General features: G+C 49.7%; 16 protein-coding genes. 15 read left to right on the top strand and 1 reads right to left on the bottom strand.

Going from position 1 to position 15,270, the window contains the following annotated elements:
• The first annotated feature begins 1 nt into the window (after position 1).
• From rsgA to serS, 6 genes are all read left to right on the top strand, one after another.
• Positions 2-895 carry a ribosome small subunit-dependent GTPase A gene (gene rsgA, locus DWV73_RS02635; protein WP_117795520.1) on the top strand — a complete coding sequence of 298 codons (894 nt, stop codon included), beginning with the start codon at positions 2-4 and terminating at the stop codon, positions 893-895.
• Between the two features lie 32 nt (positions 896-927).
• Entirely contained in the window at positions 928-1,593 is a 666-nt protein-coding gene (gene rpe, locus DWV73_RS02630) for a ribulose-phosphate 3-epimerase (RefSeq protein ID WP_022360278.1), read from the top strand.
• Between the two features lie 5 nt (positions 1,594-1,598).
• Positions 1,599-2,249, top strand: coding sequence for a thiamine diphosphokinase (locus tag DWV73_RS02625; protein WP_107000407.1), 651 nt, complete (start codon positions 1,599-1,601; stop codon positions 2,247-2,249).
• A 117-nt stretch (positions 2,250-2,366) separates the two neighbouring features.
• The gene (locus tag DWV73_RS02620; protein ID WP_022360276.1) at positions 2,367-2,969 is read left to right on the top strand and encodes an ECF transporter S component; all 603 of its coding nucleotides are present in this window, start codon (positions 2,367-2,369) and stop codon (positions 2,967-2,969) included.
• Positions 2,970-3,439: 470 nt separating this feature from the next.
• Entirely contained in the window at positions 3,440-4,267 is an 828-nt protein-coding gene (locus tag DWV73_RS02615) for a pyridoxamine kinase (RefSeq protein ID WP_242995709.1), read from the top strand.
• A gap of 279 nt (positions 4,268-4,546) precedes the next feature.
• Entirely contained in the window at positions 4,547-5,824 is a 1,278-nt protein-coding gene (gene serS / locus DWV73_RS02610) for a serine--tRNA ligase (protein ID WP_022360274.1), read from the top strand.
• Between the two features lie 109 nt (positions 5,825-5,933).
• Here serS and DWV73_RS02605 read toward each other — a convergent pair whose 3' ends face one another.
• The gene (locus DWV73_RS02605) at positions 5,934-7,676 is read right to left on the bottom strand and encodes an NFACT RNA binding domain-containing protein (RefSeq protein WP_117795516.1); all 1,743 of its coding nucleotides are present in this window, start codon (positions 7,674-7,676) and stop codon (positions 5,934-5,936) included.
• A 144-nt stretch (positions 7,677-7,820) separates the two neighbouring features.
• Between DWV73_RS02605 and DWV73_RS02600 the strand changes: the two genes are divergently transcribed.
• The 9 genes from DWV73_RS02600 to DWV73_RS02560 all read left to right on the top strand — a co-directional run bounded on the left by DWV73_RS02600 (position 7,821) and on the right by DWV73_RS02560 (position 15,166).
• Positions 7,821-8,699, top strand: coding sequence for a YicC/YloC family endoribonuclease (locus DWV73_RS02600; RefSeq protein WP_117795514.1), 879 nt, complete (start codon positions 7,821-7,823; stop codon positions 8,697-8,699).
• A 108-nt stretch (positions 8,700-8,807) separates the two neighbouring features.
• Complete coding sequence (gmk, locus tag DWV73_RS02595) at positions 8,808-9,428, top strand: guanylate kinase (RefSeq protein WP_022360271.1); 621 nt, start codon at positions 8,808-8,810, stop codon at positions 9,426-9,428.
• A 17-nt stretch (positions 9,429-9,445) separates the two neighbouring features.
• A complete protein-coding gene (gene rpoZ, locus DWV73_RS02590; RefSeq protein WP_022360270.1) occupies positions 9,446-9,700 on the top strand; it encodes a DNA-directed RNA polymerase subunit omega in 255 nt (84 codons plus the stop codon).
• Positions 9,701-9,974: 274 nt separating this feature from the next.
• Entirely contained in the window at positions 9,975-11,318 is a 1,344-nt protein-coding gene (gene rimO, locus DWV73_RS02585; protein WP_117795512.1) for a 30S ribosomal protein S12 methylthiotransferase RimO, read from the top strand.
• Entirely contained in the window at positions 11,302-11,844 is a 543-nt protein-coding gene (gene pgsA / locus DWV73_RS02580; RefSeq protein WP_117795511.1) for a CDP-diacylglycerol--glycerol-3-phosphate 3-phosphatidyltransferase, read from the top strand. Before rimO ends, pgsA begins: the two co-directional genes overlap by 17 nt.
• 1 nt (position 11,845) lies before the next feature.
• A complete protein-coding gene (locus DWV73_RS02575) occupies positions 11,846-13,099 on the top strand; it encodes a competence/damage-inducible protein A (protein WP_117795510.1) in 1,254 nt (417 codons plus the stop codon).
• Between the two features lie 102 nt (positions 13,100-13,201).
• Positions 13,202-13,540 carry a hypothetical protein gene (locus DWV73_RS02570; RefSeq protein WP_022360266.1) on the top strand — a complete coding sequence of 113 codons (339 nt, stop codon included), beginning with the start codon at positions 13,202-13,204 and terminating at the stop codon, positions 13,538-13,540.
• A gap of 146 nt (positions 13,541-13,686) precedes the next feature.
• The gene (locus tag DWV73_RS02565) at positions 13,687-14,760 is read left to right on the top strand and encodes a hypothetical protein (protein ID WP_207661031.1); all 1,074 of its coding nucleotides are present in this window, start codon (positions 13,687-13,689) and stop codon (positions 14,758-14,760) included.
• Between the two features lies 1 nt (position 14,761).
• Positions 14,762-15,166, top strand: coding sequence for a GerW family sporulation protein (locus DWV73_RS02560; RefSeq protein WP_022360264.1), 405 nt, complete (start codon positions 14,762-14,764; stop codon positions 15,164-15,166).
• The last annotated feature ends 104 nt before the right edge of the window (positions 15,167-15,270 follow it).

The following is a 15,270-nucleotide window of genomic DNA, read 5'->3' as shown; positions in this document are numbered from 1 at the left end:
TATGCAGGGAAAGATAATTAAAGGGATCGGCGGTTTCTATTATGTACACGACGGTATTGGAAAGGTATATGAATGCCGTGCAAAGGGAATTTTCCGAAATCGCGGCATCAAGCCGCTGGTAGGCGATGACGTGGAGATCAGTGTTCTCGATGAGGAGAAGGCGACAGGCAATCTCGATGAGATCCTTCCTCGTAAAAACCGTCTGATCCGCCCGGCGGTTTCAAATGTTGATCAGGCGGTGGTGGTTTTTGCCATCACCGATCCGATGCCAAATTTAAACCTTCTCGACCGCTTCCTCGTCATGATGGAACGGCAGGAAGTTCCGGTCAGCATCTGTTTCAACAAGATCGATCTGGTCGATGCAGCCGAGCAGGAGAAGCTGCGTGCGATCTATGAACCGGCGGGCTATCCGGTGCATTTTATCAGCACCTACGAAAAATCAGGGCTGGAGGAGTTTCATCGGTTGATCATTGGGAAAACAACGGTCTTAGCAGGACCTTCGGGTGTCGGAAAATCGTCGATCACGAACTTTATCCAGCCGGAGGCACAGATGGAAACGGGCGGTATCAGTGAGAAGATCCGCCGGGGCAAACATACGACGCGCCATTCAGAACTGTTTTTCGTGGAAGAGAGCACCTATATGATGGATACGCCGGGATTCAGTTCTCTCTATATCGAGGATTTGGAGCCGGAGGCGCTCAAGGACTTTTTCCCGGAATTTGAGCCATATGAGGATGAATGCCGTTTCTTGGGCTGTGTCCACATTGGCGAGCGCGAGTGCGGAGTTAAGACGGCGGTGCAGGAGCATAAGATCGGGCAGAGCCGGTATGACAATTACCGTTTGATGTATCAGGAATTAAAAGAGAAAAAGAAATACGGCAGAAGCAGCCGTTGAGGATATTATACAAAAAATGGGAGGAAAGAACCATGATTATATTATCACCTTCGATTCTGGGGGCAGATTTTACAAAGCTGGGAGAGCAGGTCGCTGAGGTGGATAAGGCAGGCGCACAGTACATCCATCTGGATGTGATGGATGGCGCGTTTGTGCCGAGTATCTCCTTTGGAATGCCGGTAATTAAGAGCCTGCGCCCGGTGACGGATCGTGTGTTTGACGTACACATGATGGTGGAAGAACCGGGACGTTATGTAGAGGATATCAAAAAAGCGGGGGCGGATCTGATCTGTGTGCATCAGGAAGCCTGTCTTCATCTGGACCGCACGATCGCGCAGATCCGTGAGGCAGGGCTGCAAACAGGTGTAGCGTTAAATCCGGCGACCCCGGTCGAGACACTGGATGTTATTTTGCCGGAGGTGGACATGGTTCTTCTGATGACGGTCAACCCGGGATTTGGCGGTCAGAAATTTATTCCATATACGGTAGAAAAAATCAAGAAGCTGCGCGCAATGTGCAGCGAGAGGGGACTTTCCACCCGCATTGAGGTGGACGGCGGAATCACGCCGGACAATGTGCGGACGGTTTTGGAGGCAGGAGCCGATGTGATCGTGGCGGGAAGCGCCGTATTTAAGGGGAACCCGGCTGGGAATGTAAAAACATTTTTAAATATTTTTCAGGAATTTGAACAGGGATGATGAAGATGAAGCGTTGTTTGATTGTGACAGGCGGAACGATTGATATTGCGTTTGCGAAAGATTTTCTCTCACAGCGCTCGTATGACTATGTAATTGCGGCAGATGCGGGGCTGGAGGTTCTGCGCCCGCTGCATATTTCTCCGAATGCGGTGGTCGGCGATCTGGACACGGTGGATAAAAAGGTTCTGGAAGAATATCAGAACCAGCCGGACATCGAATTTGAGATCCATAAACCGGAGAAGGATGAGACGGATACGGAGCTGGCGCTTTTGACGGCGGCGCGCCAGGGCTGTGAGGCAGTTGATATCCTGGGGGCGCTGGGCGGCCGTATGGATCACGCCATCGGCAATATCCAGCTGATGTATCAGTTTTTCTGCCAGGGAATGGAAGTGAATATTTATGATGCCCGCAACCGCCTGTATCTTCTGGGCGGGCATAAGGTATTTCACCGGGAAGAGGTGTATGGAAAATACATTTCGTTCCTGCCGATGACCGAGACTGTCGAGGGACTGACGCTGCGGGGATTTAAATACCCGCTCCAGCGGCGGACGATCGGGCTGGGGACGAGTCTCTGCATCAGCAATGAACTCAAACGGGAAGAGGGCATTCTGGAGCTGGAGAGAGGCGTCCTTTTGTGCGTGGAGGCACATGATTAATTCGGATAAAAAAGTGGCAAGTTAAAACTGACCTGTTTAAAATGATAAAAACTGTATGTTTTTCAGGGGACAAGATTGTGCTATGATGAGTCCAATAACAAGGGAGGATGAAACATCATGGCAAACAAATCAAATCAGGCTTACAAGATCGCGATGGTCGGTCTGCTGGCAGCTCTCTCCTATGTCGTATTTACATACGGACAGGTGAAGATCACACTTCCGGGCGGCGATGCAACTTCCATTCATCTGGGAAATGCAGTCTGTGTCATCGGGGCACTCTTAGTCGGCGGCTTTTACGGCGGTTTGGGAGGTGCTATCGGCATGACGATAGGTGACCTTCTCGATCCGGTTTATATTGTATATGCACCGAAGACATTTATCTGCAAACTCTGCATCGGACTGATCGCCGGATTCGTAGCACATCGTCTGGGCAAGATTGACCGGAGCACCGATAAGAACCACATCCTTGGTTTTACGATTGCAGCAGCGGTGGCAGGTCTTTTATTCAACGTCATTGCAGATCCGCTGATCGGATATTATTATAAACTCTGGATCATTGGTAAACCGGCGGCAGAGCTCACACTTGCATGGAATATCGCAGCGACTTCGATCAATGCGGTGACATCTACGATTGCGTCTGTTGTTATATATATGGCAGTTCGTCCGGCACTCCGCAAGGCAGGTTTTCTGGATGCATTGTCTGTAGAAGCGAGAGCATAAGGCAATTTATCTCAGTCGAGAAGAATTAAAATGAAATACATACAGGAGACTGTGGTTGGGCAGAATGGGAAAAACATCTGGCCGGGCGCAGTCTCCTTGTTGCGTCATTGGAGTGTGCGGCTTATAAAACACAAATGCATAGATACACGCTTGTAGAAACCAGAATCATGCCGCAGGCAGTCGTATCTGCCGCGAGAATATGTTAGATTATAAAGTTGCTTAAAATGATGTTGGGGTCAAAAGACGTTTTGACCCCTCTGATACCAGATTGCTCCGCACTATATGCTCCCGCAATCTTCAAAAACATTCGTAATTCGCTCATTTTTCTTTGAAAAATGGCTACTTACTCATGTTTTTGGCGGGTCCCAAGGTCAAAAATTCTCCTGCAGGCAAGCTTGCGTCGAACTTCTGACCTTTTGACCCTGGTATCTTAAAATTAAGAAAATGAGGAAAAAGTATACATGGAAGGAATGCAGAAGAAAATAGCAGTTTTAAATGACCTGTCAGGCTACGGGCGCTGTTCGCTGACGGCGGCGATGCCGGTTATCAGCGCCCTCAAGGTACAGTGCTGTCCGGTGGTGACGGCGGTGCTGTCCAATCACGCGGGATATCCGGAATGCTATATGGATGATTATACCGATCGGATGGAGGCATACCTGGAGCCGTGGCGGAAGATGGGATTTGAGATGGACGGAATCATGACTGGATTCTTAGGTTCTGCCAGACAGGCGTCGATCGTGGCAGATTTTATCCGGGATTTTAAACGGGAAAATACGCAGGTTTTGGTAGATCCGACGATGGGCGACCACGGACATCTCTACAGCGTCTGTGACGAGGATCTGATCGAGGCGATGCGGGAGCTGATGCAGTATGCGGACGTTGTTACGCCAAACCTGACTGAAGCCTGTGCCCTGACGGACACGCTGTATCAGGAAAATGGATGGAGTAAGCGCAAGCTCTCAGATCTGACCTGGAAGCTTCATCTTTTGGGCGCGCGGTCAGTCATTTTGACAGGCGTGGTCAAGGGCAAACAGGTCCTCAACGTGATCCATGAGCGCGGCAAGGATCCGGTCTTTCATGCAACTAAATTTGTAGCGGGCAATTACCACGGAACCGGGGATGTCTTTGCAGCAGTCATCGGTGCCAGCATGGTGCGAGGTGTGCCGATGGAGGAAGCCGTCAGACGGGCGGCAGCTTTTACAAAAAAATGTGTGGAAAAGACAGAAGAACTTGGTGCCCCGGAGCAGGACGGACTGTGCCTGGAGGCGTGTCTGTCCTATTTGACGAAGTTGAGTTAAATATAATGGGCAGTCTATCCTGTTTTGTATCAAGAAGAACAGAGGTTACAGTTCACGGGTAGGCACTTTTGGAACCGAAAGTGCCGTAAGAAAACGTGGTGGCAGCAGGAATTTGCCGTATTTAAATGCGAAGCCACGGCAAATTCCGTTACTGTTCACGTATGCGTGAACAGTAACGAACAGAGGAACTCTTGAAACAGGGCTTTTCATTCGTACAAAGTTGTAGTATAATTATAACTAGTTTTCGTGCAGTTAATTGCATAACAGTAGGAGGAAGATATGTTAGATCTTAAATTCGTCAGAGAAAATCCTGACATTGTAAAGCAGAATATTAAAAATAAGTTCCAGGACAAGAAAATTCCGCTGGTAGATGAGGTAATTGAGCTGGATGCCAAGAACCGTGCAGCGAAGAAGGAAGCAGACGATCTGCGTGCGAACAAGAACAAGATTGCAAAACAGATCGGCGCTCTGATGGGTCAGGGAAAGAAAGAGGAAGCAGAAGAGCTGAAGAAACAGGTAGCAGAGCAGTCTGCCCGCCTGTCTGAGCTGGAAGAGCAGGAGAAGGATCTTGGCGAGCGCATCTTAAAGATTATGATGACCATCCCGAACATCATTGATCCGAGTGTTCCGATCGGTAAAGACGACAGCGAGAACGTAGAGATCGAGCGCTTCGGCGAGCCGGTTGTACCGGATTTCGAGATCCCGTACCACACCGAGATTATGGAGAAATTTAACGGCATCGATCTGGACAGTGCCAGAAAGGTAGCTGGAAATGGTTTCTATTACCTGATGGGCGATATCGCAAGACTTCATTCTGCTGTTATCGCATATGCAAGAGATTTCATGATTGACCGTGGATTTACCTACTGTATCCCGCCGTTCATGATCCGCAGCAATGTTGTAACCGGCGTTATGAGTTTCGATGAGATGGATGCGATGATGTACAAGATCGAGGGCGAGGATCTTTACCTGATCGGTACTAGCGAGCACTCTATGATCGGTAAATTCATTGATACCGTAGTTCCGGAGGAAGAGCTTCCGAAGACACTGACCAGCTATTCTCCGTGTTTCCGTAAAGAGAAGGGCGCTCACGGCATCGAGGAGAGAGGCGTATACCGCATCCACCAGTTTGAGAAACAGGAAATGATCGTAGTCTGCAAACCGGAAGACAGCAAGATGTGGTATGACAAACTGTGGAAGAACACCGTGGACCTGTTCCGTTCCATGGATATTCCGGTTCGTACTCTGGAGTGCTGCTCCGGAGACCTGGCTGATCTGAAAGTAAAATCCGTTGATGTAGAGGCATGGTCCCCGCGTCAGAAGAAATATTTCGAGGTTGGAAGCTGCTCCAACTTAGGTGATGCACAGGCAAGACGTCTGAAGATCCGTGTCAACGGCAAAGACGGCAAATACTTTGCACACACCTTGAATAACACGGTAGTAGCTCCGCCGCGTATGCTGATCGCATTCTTAGAGAACAACCTGCAGGCAGACGGTTCTGTCCGCATTCCGGAGGTTCTGCGTCCGTATATGGGTGGTAAGAGCGAGATTCGCTAAGTTCATTTGAGTCCAGTAAAAAAACGCCATGGGTTGTGTGCCTGTGGCGTTTTTTACTGGACTCATTGTGAATTGCAGAAATATAGACATTGTCTTTTTTCAGGCGGCATTATGATGGCAGTTCTTCCAGCTGATTCGACGGCGTCGCCATCATCGAATAATTCGTATGATAAATCACAAATCCCGGAGCAGCGCCCGCTACTTTTTTGACCTGCTTTTTCTGTACATAATCGATCTCAACTTTTTCATTTTCCCGTCCCTTGGAATAGTAGGCAGCCAGCCCGGCAGCTTCTTCGAAGGTGCGGTCCGGAAGCTCTTTTCCTTCGGATTTCACAATGACATGGGAACCCGGAATTCCTTTTGCGTGGAACCACCAGTCATTTCCAGTCGCGATCTTGAAGGTCAGCTCCTCATTCTGGTAGTTGTTTTTGCCGACGTAGATATGGAATCCGTCGGAGGAAAGGTAGTGGAATGGACGGCTTGTGATTTTCACTTTCTTTCCAGCCGGACCGTGCTTTTTGATGAAGCCATATTCCGTCAGCTCCTGCTTAATCTGGGTCAGATCTTCCTCCTTTAAGGCAATATCGAGGGAGGTACTGATGGATTCGAGGTGCTCGATCTCCTGCTTCGTCTCCTCAATGAGCTGGCTCTGAGCCTCGAAAGTACGTTTGAGTTTTCCATATTTGTCAAAATACTTCTGCGAATTTTCGCGGGCGGTCAGCTGCGGGTCAAGCGGGATCTTGACCTCTTTTCCTGTGTAGTAGTTCGTGCAGACAAGTTCTTTTTCGCCGCCGGTCAGCTCATAACCGTAGGTGTTTAACAGCTCGCCGTAGAGCTTGTATTTATCCCGTTTTTCGGTGTCCTTTAACTGTTTCTGCTGCAAATCGTATTTTTTATAATTGCGCTCCAGGGCAGTCTGGACGATCCGGCGCAGATCCGAGGATTTCTGGCGGATTCGTGTGATGACGTTCTTGGACGCATAGTAGGTTTCCAGCACTTTACTGATCGAATCAAAGTGTTCGACCTGATATTCCGGCGGGAACGAGGTCAATGGGAGAGCAGCAAATTCCATTGGCTCATCTTCACGGTATACGATGCAGGGCGAGAACTGTCCATTTTTGATGGATTCCATTGCCAGTTCCAGCGTGTGACCGAGGTGCGTGCGCTCCAGCTCATTCAGTTCCGATGCGGGGCGGTCGGCATCGATCGATGCCTCATAGCAGAATTCTTCTGCCATGACCGGGCTGATACCGGTGAAATTCGTGTAAATGGCTTTTCCTGCCGGTGCCGGTGACTGTGCCAGAATGGCGGCGAAATCATCGGCAGATGCAGTCAGCGGATCCTGCTTCGTGACCGTCTGCGGGAGGAAATATTGCCGTCCCGGCAGAACCTCGCGCACGGAGCTGACCTGCACGGAGATATGTTTGATACTGTCGAGGATCGTGCCGTCAGGGCTGCAGAAAATGATATTGCTGTATTTTCCCATCAGTTCGACGATAAGCAGCTTGCGGCAGAGGTCACCCATCTCGTCCAGATGTTCGATCTCAAAATGAATACAGCGTTCCAGACCCGGCTGGCTGACCGACACGATGCGTCCGCTTCCGATGTGCTTGCGAAGCAGCATGCAGAAATTCGGGGCAGTCATCGGTCCCTGCTTGTTGGTATCCGTCAGATATGCCAGAGGAAGACTTGCGTTGACCGAGAGAAGAAGCCGTTTCGTCTCCCGGAAGTTCTTTATGGTAAAAAGAAGTTCATCGCGCTCGGTCTGCGTGATCTTTGCGATCTTGCCGCCGGTAAGCGCGTCACTAAACTCCTTAACCAGGTTTGCGATTACAATTCCGTCAAATGCCATGGTTTTGGTGCTCCTTTATTTGTGTAGTATCTACTATTATAATGAAAGAAGACACGAAAAACAATCACTTTTAAATTCAGTTGACGCTTGCGGCGATTTGCATTATAATACCATTATCTATGGATGAAAGAGAGAGGCGTCACTATGCTTAAAAGTATGACTGGATTTGGCCGATGCGAGATGGCAACGGATGAATATAAGATTTCTGTGGAGATGAAGGCGGTAAACCACCGTTACTTGGATCTCAGCATTAAGATGCCGAAGAAATTTAATTACTTTGAGGCGGCGATTCGCGCGCAGCTCAAGAAATACATTCAGCGGGGAAAGGTAGATGTCTTTATTTCCTATGAAGATTATACGGATGAGAAGATGTCCTTAAAGTACAATCGTTCCCTGGCCGGCGAGTATATGGATTATTTCCGTCAGATGGCGGACGAGCTTGGGATTCCGAATGACGCGACGGTGATGCGTCTTGCACGGTGTCCGGAGGTCTTTACGATGGAACAGGTGCCGGAGGACGAGGAGCATATGTGGCAGATTCTCGAAAAGGCGATCGGCGAGGCGGCAGAGAAATTTGTCGAGACACGCACACGCGAGGGTGAGAATCTGAAGCAGGATCTGCTTGGCAAGCTGGACTATATGGTAACGCTGGTCGATCAGATTGAAGAACGTTCCCCGAAGATCGTGGAAGAATACCGGGCGAAACTGGAAGATAAGGTGAAAGAGCTTCTGGAAGGAAGCAGCGTCGATGAAGGCCGGATTGCGGCAGAGGTTGTGATTTTTGCAGACAAGATCTGCACCGATGAGGAGACGGTCCGCCTGAGAAGCCATATCGAGGCGACCCGCAAGGAGCTGACGGAGGGCGGAAGTGTCGGACGTAAGCTGGATTTCATTGCACAGGAGATGAACCGCGAGGCGAATACGATCCTTTCCAAGGCAAACGATCTGGAGGTTTCCGATTGTGCGATTGCACTCAAGACAGAGATCGAGAAAGTCAGAGAGCAGATTCAGAATATTGAATAGCCGATCATGCTGGAAGAGGTATTCACGGAAAGCTGCCGTTGGCGGTGAAAATACGGAGAATATGAAATATTGTAATAATAGATAGAATTTAGAAAGCAGGCGAAATATATGGATAATCAGGGAGTACTGGCAGTTATATCCGGATTTTCAGGGGCAGGCAAGGGAACATTGATGCGTGCATTGCTGGAGCGGTATGACAATTATGCCCTTTCCATCTCCGCGACCACCCGCGCACCGCGCGAGGGCGAGGTTGATGGAAGAGAGTATTTCTTTAAGACCCGGGAAGAGTTCGAACAGATGATCGAACACGATGAGCTGGTCGAATACGCCCAGTATGTCGGAAACTATTACGGCACACCGAAGGAGTATGTGTTTTCCAACCTGAAAGCGGGCAAGGATGTCCTTTTGGAGATTGAGATTCAGGGTGCCCTGAAAATCAAGAAGAAATTCCCGGAGGCAGTTCTCATTTTTGTCACGCCGCCGAGTGCCGGGGAGCTTAGAAACCGGCTGGCAGGTCGTGGAACCGAGACACCTGAGAAGATTGCCGCACGGCTTTCGAGAGCAGCGGAGGAGTCCAAGCAGATGGATGACTACGATTTCATTCTGGTGAATGATGAGGTAGACCGCTGTGTAGAAGAAATGCACGCACTGATTCAGGCGATGCATGCCAGAACAGAAAATCACAAGACTTTGATTGAAAAAATAAAAGAAGAGATGAAGCAATTCTGAAAGGAGAAAGATGTATTATGATGCTGCGTCCGTCATATCTTGACTTAATTAATGTTGTAAACAAAGAGGCTGAGCCGGGGAAAGAACCGCTGATTCAGAGCCGTTACTCCATCGTAATTGCGACTGCAAAGCGTGCAAGACAGCTGATCGCCGGTGATGAGGCACTGGTCATTGAGAATGGAAGAAAACCGCTTTCGATCGCGATCGACGAGCTGTACCATTCTAAGGTTAAAATTGTAGCAGAGAACGATTCCCCGGAGGAAGAGGTCTAAAAGGTGACAGAAGACCGTCCCGTGTTCATTATGTACATGGAGATGGTCTTTTCTTAGATATAGAGTAACTGTTCAGTAGGTCTGCGCATCTACTGCGCTGACCGTACGAAAACATGGGCCAGCAGGCAAAAATCCCATTGCCGTAGGCAATTTTTAATGGATTTTTGCGCGTGACTGTGAAGGTACTGAACAGTTACGATATAGAATTTTTGTGACGGTTCAAATCGATTATGGTTACAGAAATTTTTTAAATATGGTATTAGGAGAGAGTTGAATGAAATTACTTTGTATATCCCTTGGCTGCGATAAAAACCTGGTTGATGCAGAGCGTATGCTGGGTTCGCTGAGCCAGGACGGGTACACGTTTACCGATGACGAGCAGGAGGCAGATGTCATTCTGGTCAATACCTGCTGCTTTATCAACGATGCCAAGGAGGAGAGTGTCAACACCATCTTAGAGATGGCAGAGTACAAAAAGAGCGGAACCTGCAAGGCGCTCTTAGTCAGCGGCTGTATGGCACAGCGTTACAAGGAAGAGATCCTGCAGGAGGTGCCGGAGGTGGACGGTATTCTCGGTACGACCAGCTATGATGAGGTCAGCAAGGTGCTGGCGAAGGCGCTGAAGGGTGAGAGGGTATCTGATTTCCACGATTTGTCCGAACTTCCGGAGACGAAGATGCGGAGCAAACGTCTGGTGACGACCGGCGGACATTATGCTTTTTTAAAGATTTCCGAGGGCTGTAACAAACGGTGTACCTATTGTATTATCCCGTCCCTGCGTGGACCGTACCGCAGTGTGCCGATGGAGCAGCTTCTCGCAGAGGCAAAGGAGCTTGCGGATCAGGGTGTGAAGGAACTGATTCTTGTCGCACAGGAGACGACGCTTTACGGCGTGGATTTGTATGGAGAGAAGACCCTGCCGAAACTTTTACATGAACTGGCACAGATCGATGGAATCGAATGGATCCGTATCCAGTACTGTTATCCGGAGGAGATCACCGAGGAGTTGATTCAGGCGATCAAGACGGAAGAAAAAGTCTGTCATTACCTGGATATTCCGATCCAGCACGCGAGCGATGCCGTTCTCAAGCGGATGGGACGCCGCACGAATCAGGCGGAGCTTCGGGAGCGGATCGCGCATCTGCGGGAAGAGATCCCAGATATTGCACTCCGCACGACCTTAATTTCCGGTTTCCCGGGTGAGACACAGGAGGATCATGAGGAACTGATGCGGTTCGTCGATGAGATGGAATTTGACCGCTTGGGCGTGTTTGCATACTCTGCAGAAGAGGACACACCGGCAGCCGGATATCCGGATCAGGTACCGCAGGAGGTCAAGGAAGACCGCCGCGACGAGATCATGGAGCTGCAGCAGGAGATTGCCTTTGAGAAAGCCGAGGATATGAAAGACCGTGTGCTTGAGGTTATGATCGAGGGAAAAGTGGCAGACGAGAATGCTTTCGTGGGACGTACCTATAAGGACGCGCCGAACGTAGATGGTTTGATTTTTGTCAATGCGGATGTTCCGCTGATGTCCGGCGATTTCTGCCGTGTCCGCGTAACGGGAGCACTCGAATATGATTTGATAGGAGAGTTGGCTGATGAATTTACCGAATAAGCTTACGACGCTTCGCGTCATCATGATTCCGTTTTTTGTGTTTTTCCTTCTCTGGCAGAATGGTGAAAACTATACCTTCCGTATGATTGCACTGGCACTGTTTATCATAGCCAGCCTGACCGATCTTCTGGATGGAAAGATTGCCAGAAAGTACAATCTGGTTACGAACTTTGGAAAATTTATGGATCCGCTCGCGGACAAGCTTCTAGTGTGCTCGGCGCTCATCTGCCTGATCGAGCTGAACGCGCTTCCAGCCTGGATGGTTATCATCATCATCAGCCGGGAGTTTATCATCAGCGGATTCCGTCTGATCGCCTCGGACAACGGAGTTGTCATCGCCGCCAGCTATTGGGGCAAATTTAAGACGACGTTTCAGATGGTATCGGTGGTGTTGTTGATTCTGGATATTCCGGCGCTTGCGTTTGTCACGACGATCTGTGTCTGGATCGCGCTGGTGCTGACGATTGTGTCACTTGTTGATTATATTTACAAGAATCATAAAATACTGACAGAAGGGAGTATCTGATATGATAGTCGAACTGATCTCGGTAGGAACAGAGCTGCTGCTTGGCAATATCGTCAATACCAATGCGCAGTATTTATCGGAAACGTGTGCAAAGCTGGGGCTTAACGTCTATTACCAGACGACGGTAGGGGACAACCGGGAGCGCATGACAGAAGTCTTCCGGACGGCGCTCTCAAGAGCCGATCTCGTTATCATCGGCGGCGGTCTGGGACCGACGGAGGATGATATCACGAAGGATGTCTGCGCGGAGCTGATGGGAATGCCGTTAGTCGAGGATCCGGAGGTGCGGGCACATCTGGAGGACTGGTACCGGCAGCGCAAGCGCACCGATATTCCGGATAGCAACTGGCGTCAGGCGCTGGTGCCGGAGGGCGCGGTGGTATTTTCCAACACAAACGGCACAGCTCCGGGACTTGCCCTGGAGAAAAACGGTAAGACCGCGATTCTTCTTCCGGGACCGCCGAACGAACTGTATCCGATGGTGGAAGATCAGGTTTGTGCTTATATTCAGAAACGATCTGACTGTGTGATCTATTCCCAGATGCTCAAAATCTGCGGATACGGGGAGAGCAAGGTGGAGGAGATGCTTCTCGACCTCATCGACCATCAGACGAACCCGACGATTGCGACCTATGCAAAGACGAAAGAAGTACATCTGCGCGTGACCGCGAGAGCCGAGAGCGAAGACGCGGCAAAACAGCTGTTAAAACCGGTTATCAAAGAGATCAAGAAACGGTTCGGTAATGCGGTTTACACGACGGATGAGCATGAGAATCTGGAGGATGTCGTTGTCCGCCTCTTAAAGAAATACGACCTGACTGTGACAACCGCAGAGTCCTGCACAGGCGGTCTGATCGCCGGACGCATCGTCAACGTGCCGGGGGCTTCAGAGGTCTTTAACGAGGGATACGTGACGTATTCCAACAAGGCAAAGAAAAAGATCCTGGGCGTCAGCAAGGCGACCCTGAAAAAATACGGCGCGGTCAGCGAACAGACGGCGCGTGAGATGGCTGCAGGCGGTGTATTTACGACGGATGCGGATGCCTGTATCGCTGTGACCGGCATCGCCGGACCGGACGGCGGAACCGAGGAGAAACCGGTGGGACTCGTCTATATCGCATGTTATATGAAGGATAAAGTCAAAGTAGAGGAATACCATTTCCGCGGAAACCGCGAGAAGGTGCGTGAGCAGACGGTGATTCAGGCGCTGGATCTGCTGAGACGGTCGATTATTAAGAATTATAAAAAAGATTGATCACGTAAAGGAGGGAGAGCTGACAGGTGGGTGAAATAGCCGGAAACGTGCTGTTTTTAGAGCGCCATGGATCAGGCTCTCCTTTTTTAGGAGGCGGGGACGATGATTTGGTATAAATATCTGTATCTGGGAGAAACTGCTAAAAAGCATCGTTTTTCGATTCTACAGAAACTCCGCCTCGGAAAGGTACAGCCGGGCGTTCACGTGATCACGCCTGCCTCAGGCGGACACAACCTGCTTGATATCCTGCCTGCCTATGTGCTCCGGCAGAATTATTACCGGGAGCAGGCGGATCTGCTGATCGTAGGGGTCGGCGCGAGCTACCAGGATGCCGTGGAGACGGTGGGGCGGATTGTGGATGAGACGTACCGCGAGACGGGTGGATTTGATGTGAAGACGTATCTGAGAGAGAAGGAAGACAGGCTGAGGAAAAAGAGGTAAGTATTTTGCAGCCTTTGATGAAGATTTTTTGGACTGAAAATGTCTTTTGACACCAACATCATATGATACAGAGCTGATACATGAATTTGTCAATGAAAGAATAAGAAGTGGGAGGGGATGGATTGCTGCATATTTTGTTCATAATCTTGAAAATACTCGGAATCCTGCTTCTTGTCATTCTGGGACTGTTGTTTTTGTGCCTGCTGGCGGTTTTATTTGTCCCGATTCGATACCGGGGGAACGGAAGCTACCACAGTATCAAGGATTTTGGCGTGCATCTGCATATCCATTGGCTGCTTCATGCGGTGTCGCTGCGGATTGCTTATGAAAATGGGCTTCGATATGCGGTTAAGTTGTCTGGATTCCGGATTTTCGGGAGTGAGAGTGAAGAGAAAGATACGGAATCTGGGCGTGTGCGGGAAGGCACGCAGGCAGCGGATTCGGATGAGCTGGAATTTGTAAATGCGCAGGAGAAAACAGAGGATGCTGATTTAGACACCGGTGAACTGATTTTGCGGGCGGAAGCAGCATCGGAGAAGACAGACGCCGCGATCGAGAAAGCGGAGGAAACGGCCAGGCTGCTGGAGGAGGCGGTGAAGAGACGGAGTGCGCAGAGGGAGGCGGAAATGTCTCAAGCTGTGAAGAATGCAGATGCATTTCCAGATGTGAAGGAGGCGGGAGTGTCCGAGGCAGAAGGAGAAACGCATCAGGCAAAGAATGAATTAAAATCAAATCCCAGCCAGGAAAAGCGTGAATCGTTCCTTCATAGAATCATTAGCTGGTTCAAACAAAAATGGAGCGCCCTGCGGCAATCCCTCTCAAAGCTGCTTACCCGAATCAACAACCTGGAGCACAAACGCCAATCCGTCCTTGCATTTATAGAAAATGAAGAAAATCAGAAGTCATTTCGCCTGATCAAACGCCAGCTCATGCGAGTTCTGCGGCATATATTTCCCAGAAAGCTGTCCGGGCAGGTTACGTTTGGCGTGGAGGATCCTTATTTGATGGGACAAATTTTGAGTGTGGCGGCTTTTTTGTATCCAGTTTACGGAAAGAAGATTGATTTGACTCCAGTCATGGATGCAAATGCGCTGGACGGGGAGCTTTCGTTCCGGGGCAGAGTCCAGATTGGCGTGCTGGCATTGATGGCGCTTCGGATCTGGATGGATAAGAATGTACGGACACAGGTTTATAAATATAGAAACCGAGGAGGAAGATAATATGGCAGACAATCAGTTTGCATCGACAATCGGTGCATTATTTCAGGGTATGGATGAGTTCGTCACGACGAAGACAGTCGTGGGAGAGCCGGTGACAGTTGGCGATGCGATTATACTTCCACTCGTGGATGTAACCTGCGGCATGGCGGCGGGCGCGTTTGGTCAGTCGGCGAAAGAGAAGAATGCGGGTGGCATGAGCGCCAAGATGACGCCGAGCGCGGTGCTGGTCATTCAGAATGGCATGACGAAGGTGGTCAATATCAAGCATCAGGATGCATTGACCAAGGTTCTTGACATGGCACCGGATCTTGTCAATAAATTTGTCGGCGGAAGCACCGGACCGATCGATGCGGAGACGATGCAGACAGCTGAGAAAATGGCGGGCGAGATGGAAGAGAAGAAATAAAGAAATTAAAATCAAAACGCTTCATAGAATGATCATAGCACACGATCGAATGTCAGATGTCTCTGGCAATGATCGCCTGCTATTTAACTTCTTTTGAAAACAGA

The organism is Clostridium sp. AF12-41 (genome assembly GCF_003461685.1).
Classification (GTDB): Bacteria; Bacillota; Clostridia; order Lachnospirales; family Lachnospiraceae; genus Otoolea; species Otoolea fessa.
This window is presented reverse-complemented; position numbering and strand designations above follow the sequence as displayed.

What these genes read in the sequence shown, in the direction of transcription:
- rsgA (WP_117795520.1), top strand. Translation starts at nt 2, where the DNA reads ATGCAGGGAAAGATAATTAAAGGGATCGGCGGTTTCTATTATGTACAC.
- rpe (WP_022360278.1), top strand. Translation starts at nt 928, where the DNA reads ATGATTATATTATCACCTTCGATTCTGGGGGCAGATTTTACAAAGCTG.
- DWV73_RS02625 (WP_107000407.1), top strand. Translation starts at nt 1,599, where the DNA reads ATGAAGCGTTGTTTGATTGTGACAGGCGGAACGATTGATATTGCGTTT.
- DWV73_RS02620 (WP_022360276.1), top strand. Translation starts at nt 2,367, where the DNA reads ATGGCAAACAAATCAAATCAGGCTTACAAGATCGCGATGGTCGGTCTG.
- DWV73_RS02615 (WP_242995709.1), top strand. Translation starts at nt 3,440, where the DNA reads ATGCAGAAGAAAATAGCAGTTTTAAATGACCTGTCAGGCTACGGGCGC.
- serS (WP_022360274.1), top strand. Translation starts at nt 4,547, where the DNA reads ATGTTAGATCTTAAATTCGTCAGAGAAAATCCTGACATTGTAAAGCAG.
- DWV73_RS02605 (WP_117795516.1), bottom strand. Translation starts at nt 7,676, where the DNA reads ATGGCATTTGACGGAATTGTAATCGCAAACCTGGTTAAGGAGTTTAGT.
- DWV73_RS02600 (WP_117795514.1), top strand. Translation starts at nt 7,821, where the DNA reads ATGCTTAAAAGTATGACTGGATTTGGCCGATGCGAGATGGCAACGGAT.
- gmk (WP_022360271.1), top strand. Translation starts at nt 8,808, where the DNA reads ATGGATAATCAGGGAGTACTGGCAGTTATATCCGGATTTTCAGGGGCA.
- rpoZ (WP_022360270.1), top strand. Translation starts at nt 9,446, where the DNA reads ATGATGCTGCGTCCGTCATATCTTGACTTAATTAATGTTGTAAACAAA.
- rimO (WP_117795512.1), top strand. Translation starts at nt 9,975, where the DNA reads ATGAAATTACTTTGTATATCCCTTGGCTGCGATAAAAACCTGGTTGAT.
- pgsA (WP_117795511.1), top strand. Translation starts at nt 11,302, where the DNA reads ATGAATTTACCGAATAAGCTTACGACGCTTCGCGTCATCATGATTCCG.
- DWV73_RS02575 (WP_117795510.1), top strand. Translation starts at nt 11,846, where the DNA reads ATGATAGTCGAACTGATCTCGGTAGGAACAGAGCTGCTGCTTGGCAAT.
- DWV73_RS02570 (WP_022360266.1), top strand. Translation starts at nt 13,202, where the DNA reads ATGATTTGGTATAAATATCTGTATCTGGGAGAAACTGCTAAAAAGCAT.
- DWV73_RS02560 (WP_022360264.1), top strand. Translation starts at nt 14,762, where the DNA reads ATGGCAGACAATCAGTTTGCATCGACAATCGGTGCATTATTTCAGGGT.